Source organism: Prevotella heparinolytica (assembly GCF_004342845.1).
Taxonomy (GTDB): Bacteria; Bacteroidota; Bacteroidia; order Bacteroidales; family Bacteroidaceae; genus Bacteroides; species Bacteroides heparinolyticus.
In genome coordinates, this window is sequence record NZ_SLXB01000028.1 from 1 (window position 1) to 16,037 (window position 16,037).

Here is a 16,037-nt window from a genome sequence, read left to right on the forward strand (position 1 = left end):
GAAAATCTATCATTTAGGTCTAAGTAATTGGCTATGAACAGCCTTATGAGTTATGAAATGCAGTAGGTAATGATTTAGCGACCTATCTTCAACAGTGATATACAACGCTTTGCATAACTCGAATAACCTATTGCAAAGATAAAGGTATATCGTGAGAAAAAAGAATTTTCTCCAAATTATTTTCACAGAGCCGTCCGTTGGGACGGCTTTTTGTTTTCAGTGTATTCCGTTTTATGATAAGATGCAGTCCTCGAAAACTGCGTTTTTTGTTTTCGCCCCGCTTCTCCGTCTGCACATCCTCCACTTATGCCCGTGTATTATGTCGGGATCGGTTGTTCGTTGTCAGCGGCAAAGGTAGTTCCGGGCTTCCACGGACAAAAAAGGTCGGGGCGGCAAGCCGTTTAGACGACAATCTCCACACTTCCATTTCATTGCAGGTAGTATTCTCGCCATAAAACCTTGTTTGTCCTAAGCCCTACCTTTTTACGCCACTGAAACGAAAACGACCGACCCGACGGAAAGACGCATAAAAAAAATGTCGGATATGCGAGAAGCAGGGAAAAAGAAAATGGAAACTCAACTCCCTCACCTCTAAAATCCGCATAAAATCAAAAAAATCAGACAAGATGAAACTGAGATACAAAATATCAATTTGGGTGGTACTTGCACTCGCAGGCTCTCTCCTTTGTGGCGGAAGCGTCTGGCTTTGGCTGGCATGGATATGTGTGGGAAAACTCCTCATTCGGCTACTCCTTACCATTGCTTTGGCAATCGCCGCATACATTTTGGCTTATGCCCTCATCATCGGGACAATACTTTGGATACTCATTTCTTAAACAGACAGATATATGAAAAGAAGAAGCAAGACAATCGCACAGCAATGCAGATACTACGAAGTGGACAACATCTTCGAGTATATGGTATCGGTTTACCTCAACGGAAACATATCCACCTTTGGGGAACTATACAAGGAACTCTATCGGAAGGACAGAAAGGAATTTATACTCTATCTCTTTTCAGAAGTTGAACCTATTCATATCCAAGAAATCATTTTAGAAACCATCTAACTATATAAGACAATGAAAGGAACAGAACATTTCAAGGACGTTATCCAAAACTATTTGGAAACGAGAGCATCATACGATGAACTCTTTGCGGAGAGTTTCCGCAAAGAGAACAAGAGCATAGACGAGTGTATTACCTACATCTTGACGGAAGTCCAAAGAATGGGGTGTGCAGGTCTGTCCGATGAGGAGGTATATTCCCTTGCCGTGCATTATTACGACGAGGATAACATCGAGGTGGGCAAGTACATCAACTGCCAAGTCGTGGTAAACCATACTATCGAACTCACGGAGGAGGAAAAAACGGAAGCAAGAAAAAAGGCTATCGAGCGATACCAAGCAGAGGAATACCGCAAACTTACCGCCAAGAAACCCAAATTGGAGAAGCAGGTGGAACAGCAGATAGCACAACCCTCACTATTCGAGTTTTAACCCTCTAAACAACAAAAGAAAAATGGAAGCAACGGATTTGAACGAAGCACGCATCTATGTAGGCACTTATGCCAAGTACAACAACGGCTCATTGCAGGGCGAATGGGTGGAACTTTCGGACTTCTACGATTTGGACGGCTTTATGGAGCGTTGTGCCAGGATACACGAGGATGAGGAAGAACCCGAATATATGTTCCAAGCGTGGGAGGAAATCCCCGATGGTCTGATAGCCGAGAGCCATTTGGAGGAAACCTTCTTTGAACTTCGGGACGAGTTGGACAGACTGAACGACACGGAGAAAGAAGCCTTTTGGGTGTGGGCAGACGGCAACAGCTCTCAACTCACACAAGACGCTTACAGCCTTGTGAAGTCTTTCCAATCGGACTACATAGGAAGTTATGCAAGCAGGGAGGATTTTGCGGAGGAACTTGCAAAAATGGAGAATGAGTTATCCGATTTTGCACTGAATTACTTCGACTTCTCCAAATATGCCAATGACCTTTTCGATATGGACTTTTGGTACAAGGATGGTTATGTATTTCGCAATAACTGATTAAGGAGGACAGATTATGAAACCGAGAAACAAGTTCGAGAAAGCAGTACTTGCCGAGAGCAAGCACCTGCGACCGATAACCAAGACACAGAGCAAATGGGCATTCCGTGAGTGTATAGACCATTTCGCCTACCGACTGCCCAAAGGTCGTATCACGTGTATGGATTGTGGGTATAGTTGGACAATGGAGAACCCAACCGAACATTGCACTTGCCCTCATTGTAGAGCAAAGTTGCAAGTCCGAACGACTTTTGAACGTAAGATAAGGCAGAAGCAATACTTTACGATACTTACCGCTTGTGGAGAGTACCAAGTATTAAGAATGTTTCTTCTTTCTGTGGAAATGGAGAAAGGTTGCAAGGCATCATCATACACTATTGAAATCGGTCAGTATTGGTGGAACGCACAAGGACGAAAGACGACTGTTGCCGTTCAGAGAGTATTGGGCAGATACATCGACACCTTTTCCTATTGCTCGCCTATGGCTGTGAGAAACGACAACGAAGCCTACCGCCATATATCGTACTCTCCGATATATCCGAAGTTCAAGGCAACGGAAGCACTCCGCAGGAATGGATTTAAGAATGATTTTCACGACATCGCACCAACTGTTCTCATTCCAGCCCTATTGTCCGACAGCCGTGCGGAAACATTGATTAAAGCAGGTAGAACCGAGCATCTGAAATACTTTCTTGACAATTCGAGGGCATTTGACGCTTGTTGGCAATCCTATAAAGTCGCCACTCGCAACGGCTATGGCATAGAGGACATTTCAATATGGTGCGACTATGTGGATATGCTCCGCAGATTGGGCAAGGACATACACAGTCCGAAGTATGTTTGCCCCACCGACCTGCATAGGGAACACGACCGCAGACAACACGAACTCCGCAGACAAAGGGAAAGGGAAGAAAAGGAGAAGAGACGCAAAAAGGCAATGGAGGACGAGAAACGTTTTCACGAACTCAAATCAAAATTCTTCGGTATCCGTTTCACGGACGGCACAATCCAAGTCCACGTTTTGGAGAGTGTGCAGGAACATTTGGATGAGGGTGTGGCAATGCACCATTGTGTGTTCGACAATGCCTACTATCTTAAAGAGAACTCACTGATACTTTCGGCGACCATTGAGGGCAGACGGATAGAAACGATTGAAGTTAGTTTGGACACACTCAAAGTCGTGCAAAGTCGTGGCGTGTGCAACAAGAACACGGAGTATCACGAGCAGATAGTGAGCCTTGTCAATGCCAACCGCAAATTGATTAGGCAGAGAATGAGAGCGACAGCATAAGCAACAATCACCAAAACATCACAGATATGAAAGCAGAAATAGAAAGTATCGTATGCAACTGGGCGGACGAGATACCCTATATCCTTGTAAGGATAGTCAATGCCATTACCTTATCCGCCAATGAGGAGGAACTAAGGGCTGCCGTCAAGCGGATAGCCGAAGAAACGGAACTTGACAAGTTCTTTGCATACGGCTATGGCGCACACCATTTTTGGCTTACCCATCGCAGGTTATCCAATGGAGAGCCAAAAGAACACAGATTACTAATTGCTGAATTTTGAGAATATGAAGAAGAGAGTTTACAGAGTACGGACGCGGTACATTTTCGAGGGAGTTTTTGAGGTGGTTGCCGAGAGCAGAGAAGAAGCACGACAAAAGGTCATTCAGGATTGCGGAATGGTGATGGGTGGAAACATTCACAGCACCCTGCCCGATGAGGAAATCAATTGGGCTTTCTCCACGCACCCCGAAGTAATTACGAGACGGATAACCGTTCAAGAAGAACTGGCGAAGTAAAGCGGTCGGCAGATTTGCCGACCGCTCCTTTCTTTCGTGAGCTTCGGGCGGACAAAGAAAGGAGCAAAGAAACCCCAATAAAAAACACCTCGTTACTTTTGACGGTGAGTTGAGACGGCTCAAAAGTAACAAAAAGCCCCAATTAGGGTTATTATATTAATGCTCGTATTAGGCGATTTATCTCTTCATCAAATGGATGGTTTACAAAATCAAATCCTTTTCGTGCGATTAAAAAATCAGGGCAACATTCCTCAAAAGTTCCAGATAATAAAATCGGTATAAACTTTGTCGTATCTTGATTTTGGTAAATAGCTCGTGAAATAACTCGACCTTCATGGGCCACTCCACCAGTTGAAAGTTCTGCCTTTTCTTTATACTTGGGAGTGAGAAATACAAGACATTTTGTACAATCTCTTATTTCTTTGTTCATGAAACGAACGAGATCTGCTCCATAAGGAACATCCTCATCTATACGCACTTCGATATTCGCATTTTTCAAATGTTTAGCGATTCTTTGTACTTCCTCTTTGTTTTCATCCCATGCATAAGATATAAATACTATCATAGGAATAACTCTTAACTCACCTTTTTCCTCTTGAGGTTTACTAATCTTTTCTACATTGTCAAATAAGGTCGTTTCTACGCAAACATCAGACCTCTTGTTGTTTATCGAAATGTTTATCTTCTCGGATAATTTACTTATAAATATTTTAACATCCTCATCTGAGAGTAAGGAAAAAAGTTCTCGATACCATACCACTCTTGAAGTCGAGACTCCTTCTTTTTTCCTATACTCTATATACTCAGAATACGAAGGATATGCACCTTGTATAAAAGGTTTTATGGTATTATAATAATCGGGACCATTTACATAGAAGAAAGCCTCTTCTTCTTTCCCAATAAACCTCCATAATTCATTGAATATAAAATCCTTCCCTTTTTGTTCTATTTCTCTTAAGTACATCAAATCTCCTAATGAAATAGATAGTTCCAGCGGAAAGTCTCCATTTATATGGTCATATCCCTTTTGAGAAAGCATAATAAAATCTTGAGACGAGTTACTAAAATGCAAATAATCATTGGATAGCAATAAATTCAACACAACGTACAGGTTATTCATTTCTGACCTATTCCTGACATAGTCTTTTTCTGCTTTGAAACTAATGGTTCTAAGAAACAATCCTTGACCAACATTCATACCAGCAAAGAATGATAAAATGAAATCCTTGTACTTATTTATTTTTAATTCATTCATAATAATTTGTTTTCTGCAAAGTTACTCATTCATAACGAGAAAGTCGAATAAAATGGCAGGAAAACTCCTCTTGCGGCATTTTTATGCTCCGCAAGAGGAGTATTTGATAATCAGGGTATATAAAACAAGGCAAACTCCACTTTTCGTCGTTTGACAAGACCTCTGAGAACTTTGCCCTTGTATCGACAGAAAGAGACAAATTCGCAATAGAAATTCCTGTTGCCAGACTCTATCTTCCGCAGCAATCGGCTCTTGGGATGTTTGCCGTATCCCAGTAATCTGCCTGCTCCTATGTTGTAGGACAGAACGGCAAGCAGCAGGGCATCCTTTCCGTAGTCCTTGAACATCATCAGACGCTTCATCAGGTCTACACGGAGCAGAGAGTCCGCCTGCCGTTCCGTCATTGCTGCCGTGAAGTGTTCACAGGGCAGAAGCCGATGTCCATAGCCTACATAGGGATAATCCTTCCAAGAATGTAAGCCCTCGAAGTGTTTGATGCAGACAACGGCACGCTCGAACGGCGGTAGTGAAAAGAGAGCCTTTCCGCCCTCCTGAGCGGAAAGGCGGAAGCAGGATAGGCAAACAAGGCAGAACGATAAAACGAGAAGTTTACTTCTTGTCCCCATTCGTTTTCTCCTTTTCCTCGTCCTTTTGACTGTTGAACTCAAACGAGAGTTTTTCCGTCTGTCCGAAATTGTCCTCCACATACACATCTATCGTCTGCTGGTCAGAGGAAGCAGAGGTGTAGTATAGCCTGAACACCTCTTTTGTAAGCGGGTAACGGTCATTGGGCTTGAAGACCGTGCCGTCGTCCATCTTCAGCCGTCCCTTTCCATCAGGCTGAAAGTACCTGATGGTATAGCGGGTGTCGGCAAAGTTGCCCTCCCTTTTCAATGTACAGCGTATCTCCGCCGTCTGTCCCTTGACGATGTGCTTCTGCACCGGCATCGTCTCTACCGTGAACGGGTACGCCTGCTGAATATCCAGCTCGTGATCACAAGCAGATAGACAAAACCCCGCGAGGGCAAGCACCCCCATTACCCAAATCGTATTCAATATTTTCTTTTTCATTGTTCATTATCGTTTTGTTGTTCGTTATACATTGTTCCCTACATTCTTGGAAAGCAGAAACTCATTCAAATCCTTGTGGTCGGCATACAGGGAGGAACGGTCGATGACCCTCTCTCCGAAACAGTCGTGTAGTCTCTGAAAAGTCCTTCTCCCTGCATCGTCATTGTCGAGGAAGCATTCTATCCTTTCATAGACCTGCAAGGCTTTCACCGCCTTCTCCACGTTGGAAACGGAATTAAGGACAAGCCAGTCCGAAGCGATGATACCTAATTGCATAGCAGAGAGATAATCCATAAAGCCCTCAAAGACGGAACAGACGTCCGAGCCGTTGCGCTTCAGTGAAATGTCTTTGGGCGGTATGCAACCCTTGAAGATACGGTTGCGCAACTCCAGTCCTTCACTCATATTACGGAAGCCGATGGCATAGTACCGCTTGCCCCGTACACGATACCTCACCTCCTCGCAGTTGGGGATGGCAACGTGGGCATTGATTCCTCGTTCTTCCAGATAACCCAGCAGTCTGGTATCCTGCAACGGTCGCACCCAAATATCATTGAAGACGGGTTCTTTCTCTTCATTCCTTTGTGGATGTTCTATTATGGGAAGCGGATAAGCTCCGTTCCGTGCAATGAATGCCGCCCGCAGGAGGAAATCCTCGCTTCCGATAAACTCTCCTGCCAAGTCAAAGATGTCTCCGCCTTTGCCAATGCCAAAGTCGAACCATACGTTTCTATTTATATCAAGCTTGAAGGAGGGTCTCCGCTCCATGCGGTACGGAGCGGAATACCACAAAACTTTTCCTCTCTGTTTGCTCGGATGAATCCCCATTGCGTTCAGGAAGTCCGCAATCGAAATTGCTCTCATCTTATCCACCTCCATCAGTCCAGCATAATTTTCAGTCCGACACCACATTGGGTATGAAAACGCCCCGTAGAGCCTCCCCACAAACAACGCTCCCTGCCATAGAGCAGCAGTATAAGGCGGTCATTCAGATAGGTCTCCACCTGTAGGGTGATTGCCCCACCATAGATAAAGCCGTCTTTATTGCGTATCGTAGAGCCATCGAACAGCAGTTTCTTTCCACCATTGACCGTCTCATAGCCTGCCAAGGCGGAAATACCCGCTGACAGGAAAAAGGTCTTACTTCCATCGGAAAGCACGCCAAAGAAGAAACCTCCCTCTCCCGTGAATTGCTCCATCGGAATACGGCTTTCGCGATAGGGATGGTATTTGCGGAGATATTCTACTCCGAAACTCCATTGGTGTCCGCCTTTCGTATAGGTGGCAAGCGAAGCCCCGAACGAATAGCCCGTTTCATTCTTTGAAGAGGGAGAATAAAAACCATCCGCCATACCTGCGGTCAGGCATATACCTTTCATCTTGGGCAGACAACGCTGGGCGTGCGCCTGCCCTGCAAAGAGGGCAAGCGACACGACAAACAGGAAAAACAAAGACTTTCTCATACTACTTCACTTTGAGTTCATTGATTTCCCTTGCACGCACAAGGTCTTCATTCTCCACGATAAAGGATTGGTGTCTTCCGCCGTTCTTCTCGTGCATCTCCACAATGAGCTGCTTGTCATCGGGGATGGTGAACTTTTGCAGGGTGAATACCGTGCGTCCGCTCTTCTGCCCCGCCACGCAGGTGATGTAGTTGTAAGCACGCAGCGGAAGCAGTACCTGCTCCTGCATGGCCGTCTGTTTGGCGACCTTCTTGTCCACGATTTTGAACGTGATGAAGTCGATGTCGAACGGCACGTTGGACTTGTTGCGCAGTTCCGTATGGAAGTACAGCAGTCCGTTGTGCGAATACAACCCTTTGAGCAGGTACTGAATACCGAAGGACTTGCTGCCGATGTGCTTCACCGTCCGCCTGTCCTCCTTGTGAATGGATTTCATGATGAGCCTTACCAGCATCGGGCTTTCGCTTCCGAGTTCCTTGAGATAGACCTCCATGGCGTTGTTCGGACGGTTTACGCTCTCCCCATCGTGGATGAAGTCCGCCATTTCCACATTGAGTAACAGCGGCTCGTTGGCATACTTGACATTGAATGTGTAGAATGCCCCGTCTTCGGTGATGACGCTCATGTTCGTCTCTTCGTGGAAGTCCTTGACCGTCGCCTTCACACGGATGACGTTTTCCGCCCCGTCCGCCTTTCCCGCAATGAGATTGGGCGAACCCAGATCCACATAGCGCACGGCAGAGGGGAAGATGATATGTACCGTCTTGTCGTAGGTAATTTCCAAGCCGTGAGGCGGTATCATCCGCTCAAAGGCGATTTTGCGGGTCAGCCCCTGATAGAGGTCTCCCGTTGAAGTCGTTTCCTGTGCGTTTGCACAGACTGCGCCCAGCATCAGGGCGATGGCTAAAACTGTTCTTTTCATTTTTACTTTGGATTAAAGTGGTGAATAATAACTGTGAATTACTTGTTGTCCGGTTGGTAGAGCAATACCTTGTATCCTGCTTTGAGATGCACCTTGACGGTGCGCATTTTCTTGGCGAAATACTGCGAGGTGCCTTGTATCAGTCCCTTCCCAAAATCAGCGGCAAGCTGTGCGCCCGCATCAGTGGAGAAGTTCATACTGCTGCCTGCGGAAGTACCCATTCCTGCGACAATCTCCTTGGCGGCACTGCGCTCCATCGAGCCGGGGATGAATATCCCTGCTTGTCCGTCCGTATCGTACACTGCCAATTCCACGGGGATGATGTTCCCGTGATATTCCAGCGAAGAGATGAGTACGTTCAGGCGTTCGCCCTGTATCTTCGCCACGCCGACCAACAAGGTGTTCCGAGGGATTTCCTTGCCGGATACCAGCATCGGTTCCAAGAGACGGAAACGTACCGTTTGCCCGTCCGTAACCGTCTGCCGGGTATGCACACAGGCGGAGATGGTATTCTTCTCCGTCAGCGGGGCTGTTCCGATGGCGGTATGGAATATGTAGTTCCTCTCCTTGACATATTCGGAGCGGAAAGTCGAGTCGCTCATCGGCTGTGCCAGAGCCGACACCACTTGTTCGCTCACGGGGGCAACGGGAAAGGCTGCCGCCTTCCCGTTTCGGGTAGTTGCGACCGCTTTCCCTTCGGAAGCCGTCTCCCCGTCCGATGCCAATACCATATTGGAAGAAGACTGTCCACCGCCCGACGGCATATATTTTGCCGCCAACTGATAGGACTTTTCAAGTAGTGCCATCTGGTCGTTCACGGTTATGGCGGGCGACTGCTGTTCGCTGCTCATACGGTTTTCCAACTCTGCCAACCGGGCACGCAGTTCTTCCTTTTCAGGGTCTTCCCTCGGTGCTTCATAGAAACTGCCGAGCGTGCGGTTGATGTCTTGGTAGGCTGATGCCGAGGCGTGGAATCCCTCTTGCGGAGCAGCGGTGCGAGAGCCGAAGCCGTTGTCTCTTTCCGACAAATCTGTCTTTAATGCCAACTCTTCGGAACTCTGCTCCGGTTGTCCTCCTGTCATTTCCCCGAATATGGAACTGAGGCTTTGCATGGCACGACTTCGTTCCTGCTCCTTCTGCTCCATCATCTCCTTCTCGTAGGCTTTCTTCTTATCACCGATCAGTTCGGTTGCCATCGGGTCGGGCACTTCCGTGTTGAAGCCCTTGGTCTGTTTCTCCTCTTCTTTCTCCGATGGAGCGAAGATGAGCCACATAGAGCCTGCAAAAAGCAGAAACATCAGGGGGTAAATGATAAACTTTTTTCGCCTTTGTCTCTCTTCCTCCGTCAGCTCAGGCGAGGTGCTCGTATCGGAGGCTGTCTTTCTTTTGAATGGGAACATAATCGTAATACTTTAATAGGTTGATACTGTCGTTGGGATAGAGCCGCCTTACTTCAGGGGCTTCTATATGCTCGATTGCCGGTAACGTTTCCTCTTCAGAGTCTCCGTCTGAGAAGATACGGTACAAACCGTTGAAGAAAACATAGTTGGCAAGGAAAGCGAAGAAAAGAAGCATCGTCAGGACGACATACAGCCTCAGATGAGCGGGGATGCGTCCGCACAGGCGGCGGAGTCTTGCCTCCGCTCCCTCCTGCATCATTCGGAACAGACTTTTCTTTTTCATCGCTTACGGGTACTGATGTCCTTGTTCTCCACAATCTCGAATCCTTCGATATTGAAGCCATTCGGATTGTCATCGCTGCGGCTCGTATTGAGCAGGCGGCATACGGTCACGAGACTGCGCTCGGTCACGTTGGTCGCACGGATAATCATCTGCCGGGCATACGTCCGTACCGCATAGGGATAGCTGTCGAAGTCACAGAGAACGCTGTCCACCTGCACGACCTGATTGATATTTCCTGCCACGATACGGTTGTAGTATCCTTTCTCGGAGAAATCCCGATAGTAATTGTAGGCACTCTTGTCCGCCAAGAGCAGCGCGCGGGAGATATTCCCCTCGATGGCACTCTTATCGGGCGAAAGAGTGAAAAACAACTCGTGGAAGCGGCGCACGTGCTCCTTGGCTTCCGCGGGTCTGTTCTGCGACAGATCCTGCGACAAGGCGAGCATCAGCGACTTACCGCCATCCAACACATAGATTTTCTGCCTCTGGGCTTCGGCAAAGGAGTAGGCACTCCATACCGAATACCCCGCAAGGAGAGCACACAGGCAGACGACGACCAAGGTAAAGAGGCGTATCTGCCTGAAACTTGTTTCGATATTCTTTAATGACTTAAATTCCATAGCATTTCATTTTTGTTTATTATTCGGGAGCATTTCCGCTTCTCCTGCGGAAAAGCTGCCCTGCCACCTCCTTGGCTTTATGTCCCGCACTATGCAAGACCTGTTTTCCGTGTCCTCCGGCAAATCCACCAACGGCTCCGCCCGCAGCACCTGCGATACCGGCACCCTTTCCTGCCGCATAGTTCACGTTTTTACCGTAGTTACCCGCTCCTCCGGCTTGTATTACCCAGCCCGCAACCGTTGGAATGGTGAAGTAGCCGATAATGCCGATAATCATGAAGACGAGGTACACCCCGTTCGAAGCATCTATCGTATAGGTGGGATCATTCTGCAACTGCGTGATGTCGTGTTTGAGCATCAGTTCCTGAATCTTTGCCAGCATCGAACTGAACAAGTCCGCCACAGGCAACCACAGATAGATGGAGATATACCTCGTGAACCATTGCGTGAGGGTGCTTTGGAAACCGTCCCACACGGAGATGGCAAAGGCTATCGGTCCCAAAATGGAGAGGACAATCAGGAAGAATGTCCGGAGCGTGTCGATGAGCAGGGCGGCAGCGGCAAAAAGCAGTTCCAAGAGTTCCCGTACCATATTGCGAATCGATTTCTTCAGGTTATACATACCTCGCTCCACGTACATTCCCGCCATCGTCGCCATATCCGAGGGAGAGATACCGAGTTCATCCAATTTCTTGTCAAACTCTTCGTTACTCACCAGATAGGCTGTTTCGGGATTCTTCACCATCGCCTCGTATTCCAGCTTGTCCCGCAACTTGCGGTATTCGTCCATGCTGAAAGTCTGCTTTTCGAGCATCTTGTGCGTACCCTGCACGACGGGACTGAGCACGCCGTTGATGGTCTCCAAGACCATCGGAAAGAAGAGGATGCAGAGACCGAGAGCGAACGGACGGAGCAAAGGATAGACATCGATGGGTTCGGCACGGGCAAGCGTCTGCCATACCCTGAGTGCCACATAGAAGAGTGCGCCCAAGCCCGCAATGCCTTTGGCGACGCCAATCATGTCACCGCACATCGGCATCATCTCCGTGTAAAGCGAACGGAGCACCTGATGCAGGTTGTCAAATTCCGCTCCCATGACTACCAATACCTTTCGTTGTCCGTTCCATAGAGCGAGAGCACCCGGTCGGTGTCCTGCTGCTTCTTGGCTCTGAGATAGCTCACGGAGATGTTCTTGTTCGTGTAGTAACGCACAAGGTTGCGGTAATCCCTGATTTCCTTGTAGCAGCGATCTACCACGTCCATACGCTCCTTGTCGGTCATCTTCAGCGTGGTGATGTTCACCACCTGCTTGAGTTCCTTGAGCAGGTTGTTGCTCTCCCCGAGCAGTTTGGTGTAGCCGTTGGCAATGGCGACCAGCTCTTCCGGACGGAAGTTCGAGTCAGAGAGCATCTTCTTGTAGTTCTTCACATAGATATCGGAGATTTCTCCGACCATCAAAATCGTCTCCTTTACCCGTTGGGCGTCCCGCACGAGGTTGTTCACCTTTTTCAGGGCATCGTAGTATTTCTTGCTCTCATTGTAGAGCTTCTCGACCTCCTTGAAGTTGTCAAGCGTGTTCTTGACCGTCTTGGAGGTCTGCACGATTTCCTTGGTCGTGTTGATGATACTCTGTGCAAGATTGGTGGGGTCTGTGACCACCCACTGGGCGTGTGCATTGCCTGCCAAGAGGCAACCGCACGCCATAAGCATTAAAATTTTCTTTCTCATTTTTCAAATTGATTTTAGCGTAGATACAATGTCGTTCGAGCCACTCGGAAAAATCAGTCGAGTAAATCTGAAAATCAGTCGACTGTTTTCTTGAAATATGACATCATATTTTTCGGACTTGTTGTATTACGCGGTTAAACATTCATTGATTACTCTTCTTCGGCGAGCTGCCTGACGGCAAGCTCCATATTCCCGCCGAGTTGCTCGGCACGGGCAAGTACGCGCATTTTCTCGGTCTCCTCCGTCGTGTAGGTGAGGTATTCGGCTTTCGACACTTCGGTGGCATAGACAGCAGACTGCACACCTCCCAGTCCGATCCACACCTCCTTGTACGACCGTGTGGCATCGTTGCTCTGGTTGATGGAGAGTATCTGCCCCCGCTCCTTGTCCGTCAGTCCCAAGAGTGCCTGAATCTGGTCGAACTTGTTCATGTACTTGCGCTGGTCAAGCAGTATCTTGCAATCGGAGTTGTTGATGATGGACTCCTTGACAATGTCTGAGGAGATGATGTCATCCACCTCCTGCGTCACCACGACCGCCTCACCGAAGAATTTTCTTACCGTCTTGTAGAGATAGCGAATATAACCTGCCATGTTTGCGGAGGCAATCGCCTTCCAAGCCTCCTCGATGAGGATGACCTTCCGTATTCCTTTCAGACGCCGCATCTTGTTGATGAACAGTTCCATAATGATGATGGTCGTGATAGGGAAAAGGATGGGATGATCCTTAATCGCATCAATTTCGAAGACGATAAAGCGTGCATTCAACAGGTCGAGTTGCTTGTCCGAGTTCAGCAGGTAGTCGTATTCGCCACCTTTGTAGTACGGCTCCAGCACGTTGAGAAAATTGGCCAAGTCAAAATCCTTTTCCCTGACCTTTTTCTCACGGAGCAATGCCGAGTAGTCGGTGGTGAGATACTCGTAAAAGCTGTTGAACGAAGTAACGAGACCGTCGTCCGTCTTGATACGCTCGATAAAGAGTGAAACGGCATTGGAAAGGGCGACCTCCTCCGAACGGGTGGCTGGCTCGTTATCCTTCTTCCAAAGGGTCAGCAGCAGTGTCTTGATGCTCTCCCTTTTCTCCACATCATACACCTTGTCGGTGGTATAGAAGGGATTGAAGCTGATGGGGCTCTCATCCGAGTAGGTGAAGTATACCCCATCCTCGCCCTGCGTCTTGTGGCGTATCATCTCACACAAGCCCTGATAGCTGTTTCCCGTGTCCACTAAGACAATATGGGTGTTCTGTTCCCAATACTGCCTCAAGAGGTGGTTGGTGAAGAACGATTTTCCTGACCCCGAAGGACCCAAGATGAACTTGTTTCGGTTCGTGATGATGCCTTGCTTCATCGGCAGGTCGGAGATGTCGAGATGAATCGGCTTGCCGCTGCGGTCTGCCATCTTGATGCCGAACGGCGAGAGCGAATCGCGGTAGTTGGTCTCTTCGTTGAAGAGGCAGACCGCCTGTTCGATGAACGTGTAAAAGCTTTCTTCTGCGGGGAAGTCTGCTTCATTACCGGGAATGCCCGCCCAGAAGAGCGTCGGCATATCCACCGTGTTGTGTCGTGGCTTACACTCCATCAGTGCGAGTTGGCTGCCCACGTCGTTGCGGATACGGCGGAGTTCCTCCTCGTCCTCGCTCCACGCCAAGACGTTGCAATGACAGCGGACGGAGGTAAGCCCGAAGCTGTATGCCTCGTTCAGGTATTCGTCAATCCATTGCTTGTTGATTTGATTGGAGCGACTATAACGGGAGAGCGAATGCATATTCCGTGCGCTCTTCTCGAAGCGTTGCAGGTTCTCGGCACTATCATCAATAAGCACATACTGGTTGTAGATATGGTTGCACGAGAGCAATAACCCTACGGGAGCGGCAAAGGAAAGGCGGCAGTCGCTGCGGTCGGTGGATAATCGCTCATAGCGCATATCCGTGCCTACCAGCCCGGGCAGGTCTTCCGTATCGGAAAGGGTATGCAGGCAGAGCCGCTTATCGCCGATACGCATTTGGTCGGCTTTGAGGTCGATGTCCTCCAAAACCGTCGTGTCGGAGAGGGACAGCGAGAAATACTTCTCAATCAGTCCCGGTGTCTCCGCCGTCCCGATAATCTCCTCGTCCGTCAGGCGAGAGAGGCGAATAAAACCGCTTTCGTTCATAATCCGCTCGAATTGCTCGGTCGCTTCAAGGAACTTGCGGGCAGTATCCCTGTCCCGTACCTCCTTGGGGATGATATGTCCCCGGCAGAGGGTGGAGAAGTTGCTTTGCTGCCGGTTGCGATTCTTGGTCGTCTTGGTCAGGAACAGGTAGCAGGCGTGATTCAAGAATGGTCGCTCATTGAAGTGTCGCTCGAAACTACGGGAGAGGAAACTCATATTCTCCTTTTGCAAGTCCGGACGGTAGCCCTCCTTGACAAACCAATCCTGCTTGTGTACGACGCTGTAGGTCGGCAACACCTTGATTGCCTTTACCCAAGAAGAATGGATAGCGGCATACTCCGCACTCGTCACCGTATAAAGTTCGGGAAGCTCGACCCGAAAGGCGACCGTAATGTCGGCGTCTTTCGAGAGGATACAGCCCTCTTCGACGGCAAGTAGCGGAAAGCGGTTCTCCAGCGTAGTGGCTTTCAATAGGTTTCTCATTGCTTTTCCTCCTTTCTGTTTTGCAGATTCTTCATCGGTCGGGTTACCGCTCTTTTCCGCTCTCGATGGCGGAAGAGACGGGGGATGCGTCGTCGGTTGATGAGGTAGCGGGGATGGCTGTGCAGCGCGGAACGCTTCATCAGCCCGTGTTCCCCGTACTTTCTGTTTAGGGAGAAAGTCTGCCACACCAGAATGGATGTGGAAGTCCCTCCGAAGCCGATACAGATCCATTGATTGACACCCGCCATATAGAGGATGACAAACAGCACGAAGAGGGCAAGCAGTCCTCCGGCGAAAATGAACAGATACTGGCTTTTGAGTCCCTGAAACTCCACCGAGCGACCGATTCCCTTGTTGATGGGATAGGTCTCCATAGGCTTAGAGGAAGAAACTTCTTAAAATGGTGGCTGCCACGATAAGGAAAATACAGGCTCCGAACCAGCTTGCGGCGGTCTTCGAGGTGTCGGGATCTCCGGACGAGAACTTTGAATAGACCTTTACCCCACCGATAAGTCCCACGACCGCACCGATGGCGTAGATGAGTTTCGTGGCAGGGTCGAAATAGGAAGTTACCATGTTGGTGGCTTGGTTGATGCCCGACAAGCCGTTGCCTTGGGCAAAGGCAGAGGAAATGGAAAGCAGCAGAATGGCTGCGATAAGAAAATGTCTTTTGGTCATAAATCTTTGTTTTGTGCCGAGAGGATTGGATAGACTCTCCCGACGGATGAATACTGTTGTTACTTTCGGATTTTAGTGGTGGCTCTCTTAGGGTCAGCCGTACTCTTTTTCTTTCATTGCTTGTT

Annotated in this window: 21 protein-coding genes; 7 read left to right on the forward strand and 14 right to left on the reverse strand. The window is 48.6% G+C overall.

Annotated features, from left to right (window positions below):
• Positions 1–626: 626 nt before the first annotated feature.
• Genes EV202_RS12585 through EV202_RS12615 form a run of 7 tightly spaced genes read left to right on the forward strand, consistent with a single transcriptional unit; the run spans position 627 to position 3,856 of the window.
• Positions 627–836, forward strand: a complete 210-nt coding sequence (locus EV202_RS12585; protein WP_004366574.1) for a hypothetical protein — start codon at positions 627–629, stop codon at positions 834–836.
• Between the two features lie 12 nt (positions 837–848).
• On the forward strand, positions 849–1,067 hold the full coding sequence (locus tag EV202_RS12590) for a hypothetical protein (RefSeq protein WP_004332867.1): 219 nt from the start codon (positions 849–851) through the stop codon (positions 1,065–1,067).
• Positions 1,068–1,079: 12 nt separating this feature from the next.
• Positions 1,080–1,496 (forward strand): PcfK-like family protein, encoded by a 417-nt coding sequence (locus tag EV202_RS12595; RefSeq protein ID WP_131927314.1) that lies wholly within the window; start codon positions 1,080–1,082, stop codon positions 1,494–1,496.
• Positions 1,497–1,518: 22 nt separating this feature from the next.
• A complete protein-coding gene (locus tag EV202_RS12600) occupies positions 1,519–2,049 on the forward strand; it encodes an antirestriction protein ArdA (protein WP_131927315.1) in 531 nt (176 codons plus the stop codon).
• Positions 2,050–2,065: 16 nt separating this feature from the next.
• Positions 2,066–3,340: a PcfJ domain-containing protein gene (locus EV202_RS12605; protein ID WP_131927316.1), complete on the forward strand. Its 1,275-nt coding sequence runs from the start codon at positions 2,066–2,068 to the stop codon at positions 3,338–3,340.
• A 26-nt stretch (positions 3,341–3,366) separates the two neighbouring features.
• Entirely contained in the window at positions 3,367–3,621 is a 255-nt protein-coding gene (locus EV202_RS12610; RefSeq protein WP_019189171.1) for a hypothetical protein, read from the forward strand.
• A 4-nt stretch (positions 3,622–3,625) separates the two neighbouring features.
• Positions 3,626–3,856 carry a hypothetical protein gene (locus EV202_RS12615; protein ID WP_077084617.1) on the forward strand — a complete coding sequence of 77 codons (231 nt, stop codon included), beginning with the start codon at positions 3,626–3,628 and terminating at the stop codon, positions 3,854–3,856.
• 151 nt (positions 3,857–4,007) lie between these two features.
• Here the strand turns inward: EV202_RS12615 and EV202_RS12620 are convergent, their stop codons facing one another.
• The 14 genes from EV202_RS12620 to EV202_RS12685 all read right to left on the reverse strand — a co-directional run bounded on the left by EV202_RS12620 (position 4,008) and on the right by EV202_RS12685 (position 15,912).
• Positions 4,008–5,111, reverse strand: coding sequence for a toll/interleukin-1 receptor domain-containing protein (locus EV202_RS12620; RefSeq protein ID WP_052078129.1), 1,104 nt, complete (start codon positions 5,109–5,111; stop codon positions 4,008–4,010).
• A gap of 110 nt (positions 5,112–5,221) precedes the next feature.
• Positions 5,222–5,737 (reverse strand): lysozyme, encoded by a 516-nt coding sequence (locus EV202_RS12625; RefSeq protein WP_131927317.1) that lies wholly within the window; start codon positions 5,735–5,737, stop codon positions 5,222–5,224.
• Positions 5,721–6,182, reverse strand: a complete 462-nt coding sequence (locus tag EV202_RS12630; RefSeq protein WP_131927318.1) for a DUF3872 domain-containing protein — start codon at positions 6,180–6,182, stop codon at positions 5,721–5,723. Before EV202_RS12630 ends, EV202_RS12625 begins: the two co-directional genes overlap by 17 nt.
• Before the next feature lie 24 nt (positions 6,183–6,206).
• Entirely contained in the window at positions 6,207–7,061 is an 855-nt protein-coding gene (locus EV202_RS12635) for a toprim domain-containing protein (RefSeq protein ID WP_131927319.1), read from the reverse strand.
• Complete coding sequence (locus tag EV202_RS12640) at positions 7,061–7,645, reverse strand: conjugal transfer protein TraO (protein WP_131927320.1); 585 nt, start codon at positions 7,643–7,645, stop codon at positions 7,061–7,063. The genes EV202_RS12635 and EV202_RS12640 overlap by 1 nt, the downstream gene beginning before the upstream one ends.
• A gap of 1 nt (position 7,646) precedes the next feature.
• Positions 7,647–8,567, reverse strand: coding sequence for a conjugative transposon protein TraN (gene traN / locus EV202_RS12645; RefSeq protein WP_131927321.1), 921 nt, complete (start codon positions 8,565–8,567; stop codon positions 7,647–7,649).
• Positions 8,568–8,605: 38 nt separating this feature from the next.
• Complete coding sequence (traM, locus tag EV202_RS12650; RefSeq protein ID WP_131927322.1) at positions 8,606–9,967, reverse strand: conjugative transposon protein TraM; 1,362 nt, start codon at positions 9,965–9,967, stop codon at positions 8,606–8,608.
• Positions 9,918–10,250: a TraL conjugative transposon family protein gene (locus tag EV202_RS12655; protein ID WP_061868049.1), complete on the reverse strand. Its 333-nt coding sequence runs from the start codon at positions 10,248–10,250 to the stop codon at positions 9,918–9,920. Before EV202_RS12655 ends, traM begins: the two co-directional genes overlap by 50 nt.
• On the reverse strand, positions 10,247–10,870 hold the full coding sequence (traK, locus tag EV202_RS12660; RefSeq protein WP_004341670.1) for a conjugative transposon protein TraK: 624 nt from the start codon (positions 10,868–10,870) through the stop codon (positions 10,247–10,249). Before traK ends, EV202_RS12655 begins: the two co-directional genes overlap by 4 nt.
• Before the next feature lie 19 nt (positions 10,871–10,889).
• Entirely contained in the window at positions 10,890–11,966 is a 1,077-nt protein-coding gene (gene traJ / locus EV202_RS12665; RefSeq protein WP_097656207.1) for a conjugative transposon protein TraJ, read from the reverse strand.
• 2 nt (positions 11,967–11,968) lie between these two features.
• Positions 11,969–12,598, reverse strand: coding sequence for a DUF4141 domain-containing protein (locus EV202_RS12670; protein WP_165899433.1), 630 nt, complete (start codon positions 12,596–12,598; stop codon positions 11,969–11,971).
• 149 nt (positions 12,599–12,747) lie between these two features.
• Positions 12,748–15,234, reverse strand: coding sequence for a TraG family conjugative transposon ATPase (locus tag EV202_RS12675; protein ID WP_131927323.1), 2,487 nt, complete (start codon positions 15,232–15,234; stop codon positions 12,748–12,750).
• The gene (locus EV202_RS12680) at positions 15,231–15,608 is read right to left on the reverse strand and encodes a DUF4133 domain-containing protein (protein ID WP_070693963.1); all 378 of its coding nucleotides are present in this window, start codon (positions 15,606–15,608) and stop codon (positions 15,231–15,233) included. Before EV202_RS12680 ends, EV202_RS12675 begins: the two co-directional genes overlap by 4 nt.
• A gap of 4 nt (positions 15,609–15,612) precedes the next feature.
• Positions 15,613–15,912, reverse strand: a complete 300-nt coding sequence (locus tag EV202_RS12685) for a DUF4134 domain-containing protein (protein ID WP_061868046.1) — start codon at positions 15,910–15,912, stop codon at positions 15,613–15,615.
• Between the last annotated feature and the right edge of the window lie 125 nt (positions 15,913–16,037).